Annotated in this window: 15 protein-coding genes and 1 tRNA gene; 15 read left to right on the plus strand and 1 reads right to left on the minus strand. The window is 56.3% G+C overall.

The annotated features are described in order from the left end of the window. Positions 1–57: 57 nt before the first annotated feature. The 12 genes from flgG to secF all read left to right on the plus strand — a co-directional run bounded on the left by flgG (position 58) and on the right by secF (position 12,715). Positions 58–846, plus strand: a complete 789-nt coding sequence (gene flgG / locus KYE_RS13450; protein ID WP_008174295.1) for a flagellar basal-body rod protein FlgG — start codon at positions 58–60, stop codon at positions 844–846. A gap of 19 nt (positions 847–865) precedes the next feature. Next, the gene (gene flgH / locus KYE_RS13455; protein WP_008174297.1) at positions 866–1,567 is read left to right on the plus strand and encodes a flagellar basal body L-ring protein FlgH; all 702 of its coding nucleotides are present in this window, start codon (positions 866–868) and stop codon (positions 1,565–1,567) included. After that, positions 1,564–2,661 carry a flagellar basal body P-ring protein FlgI gene (locus KYE_RS13460; RefSeq protein ID WP_008174300.1) on the plus strand — a complete coding sequence of 366 codons (1,098 nt, stop codon included), beginning with the start codon at positions 1,564–1,566 and terminating at the stop codon, positions 2,659–2,661. Before flgH ends, KYE_RS13460 begins: the two co-directional genes overlap by 4 nt. 8 nt (positions 2,662–2,669) lie before the next feature. Further along, on the plus strand, positions 2,670–3,656 hold the full coding sequence (flgJ, locus tag KYE_RS13465) for a flagellar assembly peptidoglycan hydrolase FlgJ (protein WP_039882046.1): 987 nt from the start codon (positions 2,670–2,672) through the stop codon (positions 3,654–3,656). 5 nt (positions 3,657–3,661) lie between these two features. Next, positions 3,662–5,719 carry a flagellar hook-associated protein FlgK gene (flgK, locus tag KYE_RS13470; protein WP_008174303.1) on the plus strand — a complete coding sequence of 686 codons (2,058 nt, stop codon included), beginning with the start codon at positions 3,662–3,664 and terminating at the stop codon, positions 5,717–5,719. Positions 5,720–5,737: 18 nt separating this feature from the next. Further along, positions 5,738–6,964: a flagellar hook-associated protein FlgL gene (flgL, locus tag KYE_RS13475; protein ID WP_008174305.1), complete on the plus strand. Its 1,227-nt coding sequence runs from the start codon at positions 5,738–5,740 to the stop codon at positions 6,962–6,964. An 82-nt stretch (positions 6,965–7,046) separates the two neighbouring features. After that, positions 7,047–7,133 (plus strand) — tRNA-Leu (locus tag KYE_RS13480). 35 nt (positions 7,134–7,168) lie between these two features. Next, on the plus strand, positions 7,169–8,272 hold the full coding sequence (gene queA / locus KYE_RS13485) for a tRNA preQ1(34) S-adenosylmethionine ribosyltransferase-isomerase QueA (RefSeq protein ID WP_008174307.1): 1,104 nt from the start codon (positions 7,169–7,171) through the stop codon (positions 8,270–8,272). Positions 8,273–8,286: 14 nt separating this feature from the next. After that, positions 8,287–9,408, plus strand: a complete 1,122-nt coding sequence (gene tgt / locus KYE_RS13490) for a tRNA guanosine(34) transglycosylase Tgt (protein ID WP_008174308.1) — start codon at positions 8,287–8,289, stop codon at positions 9,406–9,408. A gap of 86 nt (positions 9,409–9,494) precedes the next feature. Then, on the plus strand, positions 9,495–9,800 hold the full coding sequence (gene yajC / locus KYE_RS13495) for a preprotein translocase subunit YajC (protein ID WP_228739403.1): 306 nt from the start codon (positions 9,495–9,497) through the stop codon (positions 9,798–9,800). Positions 9,801–9,894: 94 nt separating this feature from the next. Beyond that, positions 9,895–11,769: a protein translocase subunit SecD gene (secD, locus tag KYE_RS13500; RefSeq protein ID WP_008174311.1), complete on the plus strand. Its 1,875-nt coding sequence runs from the start codon at positions 9,895–9,897 to the stop codon at positions 11,767–11,769. Next, positions 11,762–12,715 (plus strand): protein translocase subunit SecF, encoded by a 954-nt coding sequence (gene secF, locus KYE_RS13505; protein WP_008174313.1) that lies wholly within the window; start codon positions 11,762–11,764, stop codon positions 12,713–12,715. Before secD ends, secF begins: the two co-directional genes overlap by 8 nt. A gap of 82 nt (positions 12,716–12,797) precedes the next feature. Here secF and KYE_RS13510 read toward each other — a convergent pair whose 3' ends face one another. Further along, positions 12,798–13,598: an inositol monophosphatase family protein gene (locus KYE_RS13510; protein WP_008174315.1), complete on the minus strand. Its 801-nt coding sequence runs from the start codon at positions 13,596–13,598 to the stop codon at positions 12,798–12,800. A gap of 183 nt (positions 13,599–13,781) precedes the next feature. Here KYE_RS13510 and trmJ point away from each other — a divergent pair, with 183 nt between their 5' ends. The 3 genes from trmJ to iscR all read left to right on the plus strand — a co-directional run bounded on the left by trmJ (position 13,782) and on the right by iscR (position 15,987). Further along, positions 13,782–14,645 carry a tRNA (cytosine(32)/uridine(32)-2'-O)-methyltransferase TrmJ gene (gene trmJ, locus KYE_RS13515; protein WP_008174317.1) on the plus strand — a complete coding sequence of 288 codons (864 nt, stop codon included), beginning with the start codon at positions 13,782–13,784 and terminating at the stop codon, positions 14,643–14,645. Next, a complete protein-coding gene (gene cysE / locus KYE_RS13520) occupies positions 14,638–15,411 on the plus strand; it encodes a serine O-acetyltransferase (RefSeq protein ID WP_008174319.1) in 774 nt (257 codons plus the stop codon). Before trmJ ends, cysE begins: the two co-directional genes overlap by 8 nt. Before the next feature lie 78 nt (positions 15,412–15,489). Next, the gene (gene iscR, locus KYE_RS13525; protein WP_008174321.1) at positions 15,490–15,987 is read left to right on the plus strand and encodes a Fe-S cluster assembly transcriptional regulator IscR; all 498 of its coding nucleotides are present in this window, start codon (positions 15,490–15,492) and stop codon (positions 15,985–15,987) included. Position 15,988 lies beyond the last annotated feature (1 nt).

A 15,988-nucleotide genomic window follows, 5' to 3' on the forward strand; every position in this document is an offset into this window, starting at 1 on the left:
GCCTGAAGCGGCAAAAACTGGCCGCCTGATTGCCCCCCCCGGTATGGAGTAAGCAGCATGAATCCAGCACTTTGGGTCAGCAAGACCGGCTTGAGCGCGCAGGACACCAACATGTCCACCATTTCCAACAACCTGGCCAACGTCAACACCACCGGCTTCAAACGGGACAAGGCGGTCTTCCAGGACCTCCTGTACCAGATCAACCGACAACCCGGTGGCCTCACCAACCAGAACTCAGAACTGCCTTCCGGCTTGCAGTTGGGTACGGGTGTCCGGGTTGTGGGCACGGTCAAGCAGTTCTCCCAGGGCAATCTCCAGATTACCGAGCAACCGCTGGACATGGCCATCAATGGCCGGGGTTTTCTGCAGATTCTGCAGCCGGATGGCCAGATTGCCTACACTCGGGACGGTCAGTTCCAGTTGAACTCCAACGGCGATGTGGTGAATCCGGACGGGTACCCCCTGGAGCCGGCCATCAATATTCCCGATAACGCCACCAATATCACCATTGGCAAGGACGGCACGGTAACGGCGGTAACGGATGACCAGGCGGCGCCGGTAAACCTTGGCCAGATCACCCTGGTGGATTTCATCAATCCCCAGGGCCTGCAGGCCATCGGAAACAACCTGTTCAAGGAAACCATTGCCAGTGGCAACCCCGTTGAGGGGGAGGCGGGTCTGCTCGGGCTTGGCACCATCGAACAGGGTTCCGTGGAGGCTTCCAACGTTGAAGTGGTGGAAGAACTGGTGAACATGATTACCACCCAGCGCGCCTACGAAATGAACTCGAAAGTGGTCTCCACGACGGACCAGATGCTCCAGTTCATTACCAACAACATTGGCTAACGCCGCCAGAGGTGACGTCATGAATCCGATGACATCCAGCCGGATAACCCGGGGCGCCAGTACCCTGGCGACCTTGGTGGTACTGATCCTGCTACAGGGTTGCACGGCCATGAGCCGGCCCCGGGCGATGCCGGATGATCCTGAGTTTGCACCGGTACGCCCTGAGGCCATGACACAGAGAGACAGGGCGTCTGGTTCGATTTACCAGGTTTCCCGAAACTATAACTTTTACGGGGATACCATCGCGCTCAATGTGGGTGATGTACTGACAGTGAATCTCCAGGAATCCACCCGTGCCAGCAAGAATGCCGAAACCAGCATCACCAAGGACAACGAAATCACGCTGCCGGAGCCGAACATTCTGGGTAAGAACAACTTCGGGATCGGCACCTCACTGAACAACGAGCGCGATTTTGAAGGCACGGCTGAGGCTGATCAGAGCAACAGTCTTGCTGGCAGCATCACCGTCACGGTCACAGAGGTGCTGCCCAACGGCGTGCTGCGGATCCGGGGTGAGAAATGGCTGTCACTGACCAATGGCGACGAGTACATCCGCCTGACCGGGCTGGTTCGCCCCCGGGATATCCAGCCGGACAACGCTGTTGCCTCAAACCGTATTGCTGATGCGCGTATTGCCTATGGCGGTACCGGTGATTTCGACCAGGCAAACCAGATGGGCTGGCTTGCCCGCTTCTTTAACAGTGAGTGGTGGCCGCTATGAGCATGCGGCGTTTTCTTGCCTGGGTACTTGTTCTGGCGGCGGTTGCGGCACCGGTGATGGCGGACCGGCTGAAGGACCTGTCCCGCATCAAAGGGGTAAGGAACAACCAGCTGGTGGGCTACGGACTGGTGGTTGGCCTTGACGGGACCGGCGACAAGGCACCGTTCACCAATCAGACCTTCCGGAACATGATGAACCAGTTCGGTATCACTCTGTCTGAAGGCGTGAACCCGAAACTCACCAACGTCGCCGCCGTAACCGTGAGTGCCACATTGCCACCGTTTGCCAAGGCCGGGCAGGAGATTGATATCACGGTTTCCTCCATCGGCAACGCCGACAGCCTGCGCGGCGGTACCCTGCTGATGACCCCGCTGAAGGGCGCTGACAACAACGTCTACGCCATGGCTCAGGGCAGTCTGGTGGTTGGCGGTTTTGGTGCCCAGGGGCAGGATGGCTCCAGAATTACCGTGAACGTACCGAGCGTCGGCCGGATTCCCAACGGTGCCACTATCGAGCGGGAAGTGGTCTCGCCTTTTAGTCAGGGCGACACCATTACCTTCCACCTTCTGCGCCCAGATTTCACAACGGCACGTCGGGTGGTGGAAGCGGTAAACGACCGGCTGGGCCCCGATATGGCCTATGCCCACGATGCCACGTCGATTTCTGTGCGTGCGCCAAGGGATCCGTCCCAGCGGGTCAGCTTCCTGTCGATCCTTGAAAACATTGAGGTGGATCCGGCCGAGGATGCCGCGAAAGTGGTGATCAACAGCCGTACCGGCACCATTGTGGTTGGCCAGAATGTTCAGGTCAGTCCGGCGGCAGTCACCCACGGCAACCTGACGGTGACCATTCAGGAAAACCCCAATGTGGAGCAACCGAATCCGTTCGCCGGTGGCGACACCGCTATTGAGCAGGATTCCCAGATTGCCATTACCGAGGAGCCGGCGCGGATGTTCAAGTTCGGCCCCGCCGTCACGTTGAACGAGATCGTGCAGGCCGTAAACCAGGTGGGCGCGGCTCCGGGCGACGTAATGGCGGTACTCGAAGCCCTGAAACAGGCCGGTGCACTGCGCGCCGAGCTGATTGTTATCTAGGTGGCATGATGCAGGACTACAAGGTTCAACAGGCCCAGGTTTACACCGACTTCAACGGTCTCAATGCGTTGAAGGCCCAGGCTCGCACTGACAAAGAGTCAGCTCTGCGTGAGGTGGCGCGCCAGTTCGAGAGCCTGTTCCTGTCTGAAATGTTGAAGTCCATGCGCAAGGCCGGCGACGTCTTCTCCGAGGGCAACTACCTGAAGAGTAATCAGTCCGAGCTTTACCGGGATATGTTCGATAGCCAGATGAGTCTGACCATGGCCGGTGGCAAGGGCAGTGGTCTCGCAGATGCACTGGTACGTCAACTCGGCAAACAGATTCCGGGCATGAATAACGAAGGCGGCAGACTTGTTGGCCACAAGGCGAGCCTTGCAGATTATGATCGAAGCCTGCCCGCTCTCAATACCCAATTACCGGAGCAGGTGCAGAAGGTGACTTCTGTGGCAGAGGAAGCGCCTTTGGCAGTGACCGCGACCCCGCAGGATTTACCGCACCAGTTTGATTCTCCGGAGCACTTCGTCACCGAGTTGCTGCCGGTGGCCGAGCGGATTGCCCGCGATTCGGGCATTGATCCGAAACTCATGGTGGCCCAGGCCGCCCTGGAAACCGGCTGGGGCCGGCACATGATCCGCGGGGAGCAGGGTGAGCCCAGTTTTAACCTGTTCGGTATCAAGGCGGATAGCCGCTGGCAGGGGGATGCGGTATCCATCACCACCACGGAATACCGGGAAGGGCTGCCAATGAAAGAGCAGGCCAGCTTCCGGGCCTACCGGGATTACGAATCCAGCTTCCGTGATTATATCTCGTTCCTGGAATCCAATCCCCGATACCGGGAAGTGCTGTCAGTAGCAGACAAGCCTGAAGTCTTTGCAGAGAAACTCCAGGAAGCCGGCTACGCCACCGACCCCAACTACGGCAGCAAGATCCGCCAGATCATGAACCGTGACTCACTGATGACACTGTCCATGGGCAGTGACGGGATGAAGGAGTAAACCTTATGGCAGGGCTGATAGGCATTGGTCTGACCGGCATCCTCAGTCAACAGGCTGCGCTGAATACCACAGGCAACAATATAACCAACGCCAATACGCCTGGTTACAGTCGCCAGGAAGTGCTGTTTGAAACCCAGGAAGGTCAGCGCACTGGCGCCGGCACCATTGGTAGCGGCGTAAGCGTTGCGGACATTCGCCGCCTGGCCAATGAATACCTGGTTCAGCAGGTTCGTGAAGACAGCACCCTGTATGGCGAGCAGCAAGCCCTCAACTCCGAACTTTCGAGGCTTGATAACCTTCTGGGGGGCGAAAACACGGGCCTGAGCAATGCCTTGAACAACTTTTTTGCCAGCCTTCAGAACGCAGCCGAGGATCCGACGTCTCTGCCACAGCGCCAACTGGTTCTGAGCGAGGCGCAACAGGTTGTTAACCGGTTCCAGGCCCTTAACCAGGAATTCATTCAGCAGCGGGAATCCATCAAGACCCAGATGCAGCAGGGTGTGAAGGACGCCAATACCCTGCTCAAGAGCATTGCAGAACTGAATCTGGCGATTTCTGAATCACCCGGCATTGCACAGGGGCAAATGCCCAACGATCTGCTGGACAAGCGGGATGAGAAACTGCGTCAGCTTTCTGAACTGGTCAGTATCAAGGTAACTCCCACCGACGGCAGCCAGGTCAACGTGTCACTGTCGAACGGCCTTTCCCTGGTGGTAGGCAGCAATGCGTCGACCCTTGGTACTCGGGAAAACGCCGAAGATCCGACCCGTCTTGAATTCACCCTGAATAACGGTGGTCGAACTCTCAATATTGATGAGCAGATTACCGGCGGCAAGCTGGGCGGTCTTTTGCGTTTTGATACCGAAGGCCTGAAGCCGGCTTTCGATGAGCTTGGCAGAATTGCCATTGCGCTCTCCGACACCATGAATCATCAACATGAAATCGGGATGGATCTGGAGGGTGATCTTGGTGGGACTTTTTTCACCGACATAAATTCAAGAGAGGCTCAAAGCAGCCGAGTTGTCCCTAATGGCAGTAACTCAACTTCCACGACTGGCCGGTTGGCGGTTGAAATAACCGATAGCTCTTTACTTCCAGCAGGCCGTTGGACTTTGCAATTTATCGGGGACGGGCGAAGTTTTGAGCTAATCGATCAGGCCAGCGGAAAAACGGTCAACCAGGGACGTCTCCCAGATCCGGTTCAGTCTGAAATTGGCATGCCCGGTTTCAACATCCGGGTTGAAGGCGGCACTTTCAATGCCGGCGATAAATATCTGATACAGCCTTCACGAAATGCGGCAGCAAGCCTCGGTCTGGAGGTGAGGAGAGAGGAGGACTTGGCATTTGCTAGTCCCATTCGTGTTGTAACCGGTGACGAAAACATCGGCACAGGAAAGATCAGTCAGGGCACTATGCTGGATGTCCGAAACCCGAATACGAATGTGCTGCTTCCCGGTTTTGAATCCAGTGGCCGTCTTTCGAACGGTCCCGTGGTGCTCAGCTTTACAAGCTACGATTCAACTGCGGGTACCTTCGCGTATGAAATCAGGGATAATAGGCCCACTTCTCCCGGAGACCCCGACGCCAATCTATTGGAGTCTGGAGCCTATGACCCACGGGAAATCAAAACCTTCTTAAGCTCAGATCCTCTAGCAGGTGATGCCTACCAAGGTTATCAGTTCGAAATGAGCGGAAAGCCGGCAGTTGGGGATAGCTTCAGTGTTGTATTTAACGCGAATGGTGTTTCAGATAACAGAAATGCCGAATTAATGGCTTCTTTAGGAACCGCCAATACTCTCAATGGTGGCAGCCAGAGTTTTGCAGAAGGCTATGCGGGCCTGGTAGAGGATATTGGTGTGAAAACCCGTCAAAGCCAGTTGGATGTCGATGCAGGAAAAACGTTGCTTGAGCAGTCTACGAATCAGCGGGAATCGGTCTCCGGTGTCAACCTGGATGAGGAAGCCGGCCGCCTGATCCAGTATCAGGCCGCATACAATGCCTCGGCTCAGGTGATGTCGGTTGCTCAGGACCTGTTCAATACCCTGTTACAGAGTTTCCGGTAACGGTTGAGGTGATGTGACATGATCAGAATTTCATCACAGCAGATTTTTTCGGGCGGTATCAATCGGCTTCAGGAGCTGAATACCAGCCTGAATAACACCCAGCAACAGATCTCGACTGGCCAGAGAGTAAACAAACCCTCCGACGATCCGGTTGCTGCGGCGAGGATTCTGAAACTGGATCAGGAGCTTTCTCGGGTTGAAACCTACCAGCGTAATGTCGACCTGGCAGATAACCGGCTGAAGCAGGAAGAGAGTGCGCTGGAAAGCTCAACTGATGTGATTCAACGGATCCGCGAGTTGACCGTTCAGGCCGGTAACGGATCGCTGTCGGCCAACGATCGGCGGTCGATTTCGTCCGAGCTGGAGGAGCGCCTGGGTCAGCTGGCGAATATTGCCAATACCCGTGATGCGTCGGGAGAGTACATTTTCAGCGGATTCCAGGGCTCGGTGAAGGCTTTTGAAAAGGACCCTTCGGGTAGCTGGGTATACCAGGGCGACGAGGGCCAGCGCGTCCTCGAGATTGATGACGGCGTTACCGTTCCCATAAGCGACAATGGCAAGGACATCTTTGTAAGAGTTCCTGCCGCCATAACCGGTGAAAATACATCGGTCACGTCAGGTTCGTCCATTTCGGGCGTTTCGTTGGTCAATGAAGCTGACTTAAAGGCCGCTTTCCCCGAGACTTTCCCGGATGATATAACCATCCAGGTAGATGACAGCGGAGCGATAACGGCTTCAAGCAGCAGCAATCCGTCTTTGGATGTAACTCCCGATACTTATGTCAGTGGCGAGCCGTTCGAAGTTGCTGGTGTGGAAGCGACAATTACTGGGCCCTTGCCAACGCCTCCTGATGTCGATAGTTACACACTCAAGATCAACGAAAAACAATCCGTGTTCGGCACCATCGAAAACCTGATTGCCGGCCTCAACAACATCGACAAGAGCAGCCCGGGCGGGCAGACCGAATACGATGACCTGATCGCCAATTCCCTGATCAACCTGGACAACGCCCAGGAGAGCATCATCCTTAAACAGACCGAGTTGGGTGGCCGGATGAACGCGGTGGAATCGACCAAGACTTTCCTTGAGGATTCTTCGGTGTATACCAATGAAATCCGGTCCCAATTACAGGATGTGGACTACGCAGAAGCGATCAGTAACCTGAGTTTCCAGAGCTTCGTGCTGCAGGCGGCTCAGCAGTCGTTTGCGCAGGTTTCGCAACTGTCGTTGTTCGACAGATTGTAAATATCCGAGCCAGCGGGCAGTTGTGTCCGCTGGCTTATTGCTTTCGCGATTAAGCTCAGTATAATCCCCACCACTCTCCGATGGCGGCGTGGTGAAATTGGTAGACACGACGGATTCAAAATCCGTTGGGGTAAAACCCGTGGCGGTTCGAGTCCGCCCGCCGCTACCATCTTCTTTCCTTCGGCGTCGTTAACAGTCCATTCCATGAATGTCTCCGATTTTCATTTTGACCTGCCGGACGAATTGATCGCCCGCTATCCGCTCAAAGATCGCAGCGCGTCCCGGCTACTTTGTCTTGATGGTCTCTCCGGAAAGCTCAATCACCGGATTTTCAGTGAACTTCCTGACCTGCTTCAGCCCGGCGACCTGTTAGTGTTCAACGACACACGGGTGATACCGGCGCGGCTTTTTGGCAAAAAGGAAACCGGTGGCCAGGTTGAAGTGCTGGTTGAGCGGGTGACTGGAGAGCATGAAATCATCGCCCATGTTCGTGCCTCCAAGGCTTTGAAGGATGGCCAGAAGATTATTCTGGAGGACGGTACCTGCATGCGTATGTCGGGCCGGGAAGAAGCGCTGTTTCATCTGGTGTGTGAAGCTGAGGAACCAGTGCTCGACGTGCTGGAGCGCATTGGCCATATGCCACTGCCGCCTTACGTTGATCGACCGGACGAATCCACTGATCGGGAACGTTACCAGACCGTTTATGCCCGGGAGGCCGGCGCCGTTGCTGCACCGACGGCGGGGCTGCATTTCGATGAGAGTCTGCTTGAAAAACTGGCCGCCTGTGGAATTGAAAGCACGTTTGTGACGTTGCACGTGGGTGCCGGGACCTTTCAGCCGGTTCGGGTGGACAAAATCGAAGATCACACCATGCACAGCGAGGTGGTGAATGTCCCCCAGGACGCCGTTGACGCGATCGAGCGGACCCGCGCAAGGGGAGGGCGCGTGGTTGCGGTAGGCACCACGTCAGTTCGCTCCCTTGAGTCTGCCAGTCGGGGCGGTCGGTTGCGGCCGTTCACTGGTGAGACCGATATCTTTATTTACCCGGGGTATCGCTTCCAGACCGTCGATGCCCTGATTACGAACTTCCATTTGCCGGAATCCACTCTGATCATGCTGGTCAGTGCGTTCGCCGGCTATGACAATGTGATGGCGGCCTACCGGGAAGCGGTAAAGGAACGCTACCGCTTTTTCAGTTACGGCGACGCCATGTTTATTACCGGGCAGGAACCCAGCCGTGGCATGTTGCTGGGTTCAGCCGTGGAATCCAATGAAGCCGGTACCGATAATGCCGGGGAGGCCTTGTGACACAAACCTGTTTCATGTCGTTCGAAAAACTGGGAGAGGATGGGCGTGCCCGTCGTGGCCGCCTGACGTTTCCACGGGGCACCGTTGAAACCCCTGCATTCATGCCTGTCGGCACCTACGGCACGGTGAAGGGTATGCTGCCCCGCGATATCCATGAAATCGGGGCAGAGATCATCCTCGGGAACACCTTTCACCTGATGCTGCGGCCGGGTACCGAAGTGGTCAAGGCTCATGGTGACCTTCATGATTTTACTCAGTGGCAGGGGCCCATCCTGACCGATTCTGGCGGCTTCCAGGTGTTCAGTCTGGGCGAGATGCGCAAGATCACCGAAGACGGGGTTACCTTCCGCTCACCGGTAGACGGCTCTCCGGTGGAGCTGTCTCCGGAGATTGCTATTCAGGTGCAACGGGATCTGGGCTCGGACATTGTCATGATTTTTGACGAGTGCACCCCTTACCCTGCTACCGAGCGCCAGGCAAAGGACTCCATGGAGTTGTCCCTGCGTTGGGCGCAACGGAGCAAGGATGCCCACGAGGGTAATCCCGCGGCATTATTTGGCATTGTCCAGGGTGGTATGTACGAGAACCTGCGGGACTACTCCCTGGAGGGGCTCACGGATATTGGCTTCGATGGCTATGCCATTGGTGGTCTTTCCGTTGGCGAACCCAAGGAAGATATGATCCGGATTCTGGATCATTTGCCACCGAAGATGCCGGAGGACAAGCCGCGGTACCTGATGGGCGTTGGGCGCCCGGAAGATATTGTTGAGGCCGTCCGGCGTGGAGTGGACATGTTTGACTGCGTGATGCCGACCCGAAATGCCAGGAATGGTTACCTGTTCACCTCAACCGGGATTGTAAAGATCCGCAATGCACGGCACCGCCATGATACCTCGCCGCTGGATGAGCGTTGCGACTGTTACACCTGCAAGAACTTTTCGAGAAGTTATCTGCATCATCTGGATAAATGTGGAGAAATGCTTGGCTCACAACTGAATACCATTCACAACCTCCGGTTCTATCAGAACCTGATGGCTGGATTGCGTGGGGCCATTGAAGCAGGTACATTGTCGGACTTTGTAACCGACTTCTATGCCCTGCGCGGAGAGACCGTTCCGCCCCTGGGCAATGTTTGATCTATTCGCTAAACCAACGGAGATATTCAATGAAATCTATTAAAATGCTCGTTGCCGGCCTTTTGGCTCTGATGCCTGCTCTGGCCATGGCACAGGATCCGGGTGCTCAGGGAATGGGTGTTATGGGTCAGGTGATCTTTTTTGCAGGCTTCATCCTGATTTTCTATTTCCTGATCTGGCGCCCGCAGTCCAAGCGTGCGAAAGAGCACAAAGCCCTGATGTCCGGCCTGAACAAGGGTGACGAAGTTGTGACCTCCGGTGGTGTTGCCGGCAAGATCACCAAGGTAACCGACGATTTCATCGTTGTGGAAGTTGCCGACAACGTAGAGATCAAGGTCCAGAAAGTAGCCGTTGCTGCGGCTCTGCCGAAGGGCACGCTCAAGGACATCTGAGCGGGGCCATTTAGCCGGCCATCCCTGGTGGCCGGTCTGAATCTTCCTGGCTGAAACACCAAGGCCGGCCACCAGGCCGGCTACAAGGGATCCCATGCTGAACAAGTATCCGCTTTGGAAAAACCTGGTTATCCTGGTCGCGCTCGTGATCGGGTTTATCTACGCTTTGCCCAACCTCTTCCCCGACGATTACGCCATCCAGATCACTGGCGCCCGTAGCAGCACCGAGGTGAATGCCGGTGTGCTCGACAGGGCTGTTGATGTTCTGGAACGCCAGGGTATCGAGGTGAAAAGCAGTACTCTTCAGGATCGGGATGCACTGATCCGTCTCACCACCTCTGAAGACCAGTTGCAGGCTCGTCCGCTGGTGCAGGCCGCACTTGGCAATGAATACCTGGTTGCTCTGAATATGGCTGCCTCCACGCCGGACTGGCTGAGAAGCCTGGGTGCCGGCCCCATGAAGTTGGGTCTGGACCTTCGCGGCGGTGTCCACTTCCTGCTCGAAGTCGACATGGAAACGGCCGTTAGCCAGCGGCTGGAGGCCATGTCAGGCCAGATCAAGCGGGAGCTACGGGAAGAGCGGATCCGTTACCGTGGCGGAGATGTGCAGGACAGCCGGGAGATCGTTCTCAGCTTCCGGGACGAGGAATCCCGCACCGAAGCTTTCAATATGGTGCGCGACCAGTACAACGAATTCCTGCTGGATGAACAGACCGAGGGCGATGAGTTCCTCCTTGTCCTGACCCTGTCTGAGGCGGAGGTCACGGCGATTCAGGATTACGCCCTGGAACAGAACCTTACAACCATCCGCAACCGGGTGAATGAGCTGGGCGTTGCCGAGCCACTGGTTCAGCAGCAGGGCGCTGACCGTATTATTGTTGAGCTGCCCGGTGTACAGGACACTGCACAGGCCAAGCGTGTCCTTGGTGCCACCGCGAACCTTGAGTTCCGCATGGAGGCACGTCAGGACGCGCCGAGCAGCGAAACCGAGGAGTTCGGTTTCAGGGATCAGCCCCAACGCACCGCCCGCCTTGAGCAGGAGGTGATTGCGACCGGTAATAATGTGGCCAATGCTCAGCAGGCCTTTGATGAAAACGGCCAGCCCCAGGTCAATATCACCATGGATTCTGTGGGGGGTGACCTGATGAACCGCGCCACCCGCAATGCCATTGGCCGCAGGATGGCGGTGCTGTTCATTGAGTACCGCACCGAAACCGAAACCCGCATGGTTGATGGTGAGCCTCAGGAAGTGGAAAACCGCGTTGTGGAGAAGGGCATCATCAGCCTGGCCACCGTGCAATCCGCCCTGGGTAGCAGCTTCCGGATTACCGGGCTTGATTCCATCCCGGAGGCCGCGGAACTGGCGTTGCTGCTGCGTGCCGGAGCGCTGGCGGCGCCAATGTACTTTGTTCAGGAGCGGACCATCGGCCCGAGCCTTGGTCAGAAAAACATTGATGCCGGCATGATGTCTGTTGCTCTCGGTTTCGGTCTGGTGCTTATTTATATGCTCGTCTACTACCGTGGATTCGGTGTGGTCGCGAACATTGCCCTGACCCTGAACCTGATGCTTCTGGTAGCGTGCATGTCGATCCTGTCGGCGACACTGACCTTGCCGGGTATTGCCGGTATCGTTCTGACCGTGGGTATGGCGGTGGATGCCAACGTGCTTATCTTCGAGAGGATAAAGGAAGAGCTGAAATCCGGTGCGCCGCCGCAGACGGCGATCAATTCCGGCTATTCCCGGGCCTTTGTATCCATCTTTGACGCCAATATCACCACCTTGCTGGTTGCCGTTATTCTTTTCGCGATGGGTTCCGGCCCGGTGAAAGGGTTTGCGGTGACACTGTGCATCGGGATCTTGACCTCGATGTTCTCTGGCCTGATGGTCAGCCGCAGCATCGTTAACCTTGTTTACGGCGGCCGCAGGGTCGAGAAGCTGTCGATCGGAGGAAAGCTCGCCAATGTCTGAAGATCAGAAGCAACCGTTTGATTTCATGGGGCTGCGGAAAATTGCTTCCGTAATCTCCATCTCGCTCATCATTGTGTCCATTGCCCTGCTGGCCATTCGCGGCCTGAATCTGGGCATGGATTTCACTGGCGGTACCTCCGTTGAATTTGAGTATGCGGAGGCGCCGCAGCTTGATGATATCCGCTCCAGGCTTAATGCTGCCGGCTATGAGCAGTTTTCGGTCCAGAACTTCGGGGCCGATACTACAGTGCTGGTGCGGATGGCCGAGGCTGATAATGATCAGCTGGCACCCGAGGTAACCCGAACCCTGAAAGAGGGTGGCGCAGAGCTTGAGCTGGTAAGTTCCGAGTTCGTTGGTTCACAGGTTGGTGAGGAGCTCAAGGAAGACAGCGGCCTTGGATTGCTGATTGCCCTGGCGGTCGTGCTGATCTACGTGGGTATGCGCTTCCAGTTCAAGTTTGGTATTGCCTCGGTGGTGCCTCTGGCTCACGATGTGATTATCGTTCTGGGTGTTTTCGCCCTGTTTCAGTGGACCTTCGATCTAACCGTACTGGCGGCCCTGCTCGCAGTTATCGGCTACTCGTTGAACGACACCATCGTTGTTGCGGATCGGATCCGGGAGAATTTCCGCAAGATGCGCGTGGGTGAGCCCTGGGACATTATCAACGAGTCGATTCACCAGACCATTGCCCGAACAATCAACACTTCCGGTACTACGTTGATCGTGCTGTTGGCGCTGTACTTTCTGGGTGGTGAGGCGATCAATAACTTCGCCCTGGCTTTGATCATTGGTGTCATTGTCGGTACCTACTCATCGATCTACGTGTCTGCCAATCTTCTGATGGTTATGGGTGTGTCCCGTGATGATCTGATCGTGCCGCCGAAAGAGGGGGCGGAAGATGCCGAAGAGCAAGAGGAGCCACCGGAGTGGCTGAACCGGATGTAACGGTACTTCTGGCCAATTACGGACACAAAAAAACCGCCACAGAATGCTGGCGGTTTTTTTGTGTCCGTAAGAACCGGAAACCTCAGCGAGGCAGGCGGCCCCGGAACGGATGCAGTACTTTCAGGACTTCGCGGAACAGTTTCGGATTCGCCACGACCAGTTGGCGGGCGTTACCGGTAGACGGGTTGCCGGAGAAGTCACCGGTCAGTGCGCCGGATTCCATGGCGAGTGTCACGCCAAGATCCAGATCGGACGCTTCCGGGCGGAAAATGATCGCCGCGTCCATCAGTCCCGCAGAAACCCGTGCAATGTCCAGAACCACGCAGCCGGATGTGCGGAACATGCCGGAATCCCGCGCCAGTACAGCGGCCATTTCGCCCCAGAGCATAGGGTCTTCGCTCTTGCGGGCCTGGTCCAGCAGGTTGGTGGCGATGGCTGCTTTCTCTGGCAGTTTGATTTCAGAAGCGCGAACCCGGCGACTGTTCAGGGCAGCACCATGGCCACGGCTGGCGGAGTACTCTTCGCCCGTGACAGGGTTCACCAGGAGCAGGTTTTCAGTGCGGTTATTCTTCTTCTGGGACAGGGCCAGGGCGAACTCGGGAATGCCCCGCAGGAAATTCTCACGGCCCAGAACAGGGAAAATATGCCAGCTTTTCTCGCTGGTTCCGGCATTCGCTTCGTTCAGAGGCGCGATGCTGTGGTCCTTGTAGGCCTTTTCAAGCTGTTCAGCAAAATTACCGTATATAGATTGCTCAACCCGCTCCAGTTGACGACGGCGTTCAGAGTCGTCCTTGCCGGTGGGTTCCTGGCGCTCGAAATGGGCTTTCAGATAATCGGACCCCTGACGCGCGACGCGCAGGGCCATTTTAATAGCTGGTTGCATCTGAGTGTTCATTATCCGGGTGTGTGAAGGCCGGGTATGATAGCAAAAGATCACCCCGCTTGTATGTTTTTTGACTCAGCAATAGCACGGATAACCAGAGGTTACGGGTTCTCCGGAGGGGCAGGATGGCGGTGCTTTCTGCTATCATTGCCGCCCTGATTAATAACCTTGGGCCTGCTTAACATGCACAAAAGCGCACTTCCACAGGAAGGGACGGAGACATTTAAGGATCAGATCCGGATCATTCTGGTTGAGACCTCCCATTCGGGCAACATCGGTGCTGTTGCTCGCGCCATGAAAAACATGGGGCTGGGTAATCTCTGGCTGGTCAATCCGTCGTCCTTCCCGGATGAGGCGTCGTACGCCAGAGCTGCGGGTGCCTCAGATGTGCTGGACAGTGCCCGGGTGGTTTCCTCGCTGGATGAAGCCCTGGCCGATTGTGTGCTGGTTATGGGTACCAGCGCGAGGGGAAGAAAGGTGCCCTGGCCTGTTTGTGCGCCGCCGGAAGCCGCGGCCGCTGCCGCCAGCCACGCAGAGGGTGGCCCGGTTGCCCTGGTGTTCGGACGAGAGAACCACGGTCTCAGCAATGATGAGCTGCAGCGTTGCCATTACCACATTCATATCCCGTCTAACCCCGATTACAGCTCTCTTAATCTTGCCATGGCGGTACAGGTCATGTGCTATGAATTGCGAATGTATTATCTGCGCAGCCTTGAAGGCGGTGAAGGGAGCCCATATCTAAAATCGATGACGAAACCGGGTGATGAGGGCTGGGACGTGCCGCCTGCCAAAGTGCAGGATGTGGAAGGGTTTTTCGGGCATCTGGAGCAGGTGCTGACTGATGTCGACTTCCATCGACGGGAGAACCCCAGGCAGTTGATGACACGCTTGCGGCGGTTGTTCCAGCGAGCCAGACTGGACCAGATGGAAATCAATATTCTCCGCGGAATTCTCACTGCCGTACAAAAGGCGGCAGGCACACAGAATAAGAGCAAATCAACCGAGGCCGGCACTGCGGCGACGAAACAGGACAATGGCCATGTTTGAGCGTTTGCGGGAAGACATTAACAGCGTGTTCCACCGGGATCCTGCGGCCAGGAACACCTTTGAAGTTCTTACCAATTACCCGGGTTTGCATGCTCTGCTTTTTCATCGATTTTCCCATTGGTTGTGGAACCTTGGTCTGAAGTGGCTGGCCCGGACCATTTCCACGATCGCTCGTTGGCTGACCGGGATTGAGATTCACCCGGGGGCAACGATTGGCCGCCGATTCTTCATTGATCATGGCATGGGTGTCGTGGTTGGCGAGACCACGGTGATCGGCGATGACGTTACGCTTTACCAGGGCGTAACCCTTGGCGGAACCAGCTGGAACAAGGGCAAGCGACATCCCACGATCGGAAACAGTGTGGTGGTTGGTGCCGGAGCGAAGATTCTCGGTCCCTTTGAAGTAGGCGAGGGTGCCAAGATTGGTTCAAACTCGGTGGTTACCAAGGCAGTGCCAGAGGGAGCAACCGTTGTAGGTATCCCTGGCCGCGTTATTGTCAAACGCCAGGGCGAAGACGATGCCCGCCGCAAGGAGATGGAAGAGCGAATGGGCTTCGATGCATACGGCGTTACAGAAGAAATGCCGGACCCCGTCGCACGGGCCATGCGCTCGTTGCTTGATCACATGCATGCCGTGGATGACCGCATAGAGAATATGTGCAAGGCGTTGCGCAAGGTGAACAGTGAATACCAGAATGGCGAACTGCCACCGCTCCACGAGGAGGATTTCGATTGCGTGCGAGACGACGAAGAGGTGCGGCGCTGAATACTTGACTGAAATGGTTGGTCAATTCATACTCTGTTCTGCATTTTTGAGATTCAATCCCGCCATGGGGCTGACGCTATGAAGTTGACCACCAAAGGCCGCTATGCCGTTACGGCAATGCTGGATCTGGCTCTGCATGGAGACCAGGGGCCGGTGAGTCTGGCCGATATATCGGCGCGTCAGGAAATCTCACTGTCCTACCTGGAGCAGCTTTTCTCCCGTCTCCGCCGCCAGAAACTGGTTGTCAGTATTCGCGGTCCCGGTGGTGGATACAGGCTCAGTCGTCCTGCGGCTGATCTCTACATTGCCGAAGTTGTTGATGCCGTCAGCGAATCGCTGGATACCACCCGGTGCGGCAACAAAGGCGATTGCCAGAATGGCGAGAAATGTCTGACTCACCACCTCTGGTCTGATCTCAGTGATCAGATTCATCAGTTTCTCAGCGAGATCAGTCTCGGAGATCTGATGAGGAAGCATGAAATTCGCCAGGTTGCGGACCGGCAAAATCGCCGCCAGTCCGACAGTGGCTCTGAAACCATCAATACCGAACGCCTGTCCGATCAGGCGCCGGCCTGAC

This window comes from Marinobacter manganoxydans MnI7-9 (assembly GCF_000235625.1).
Lineage (GTDB): Bacteria > Pseudomonadota > Gammaproteobacteria > Pseudomonadales > Oleiphilaceae > Marinobacter > Marinobacter manganoxydans.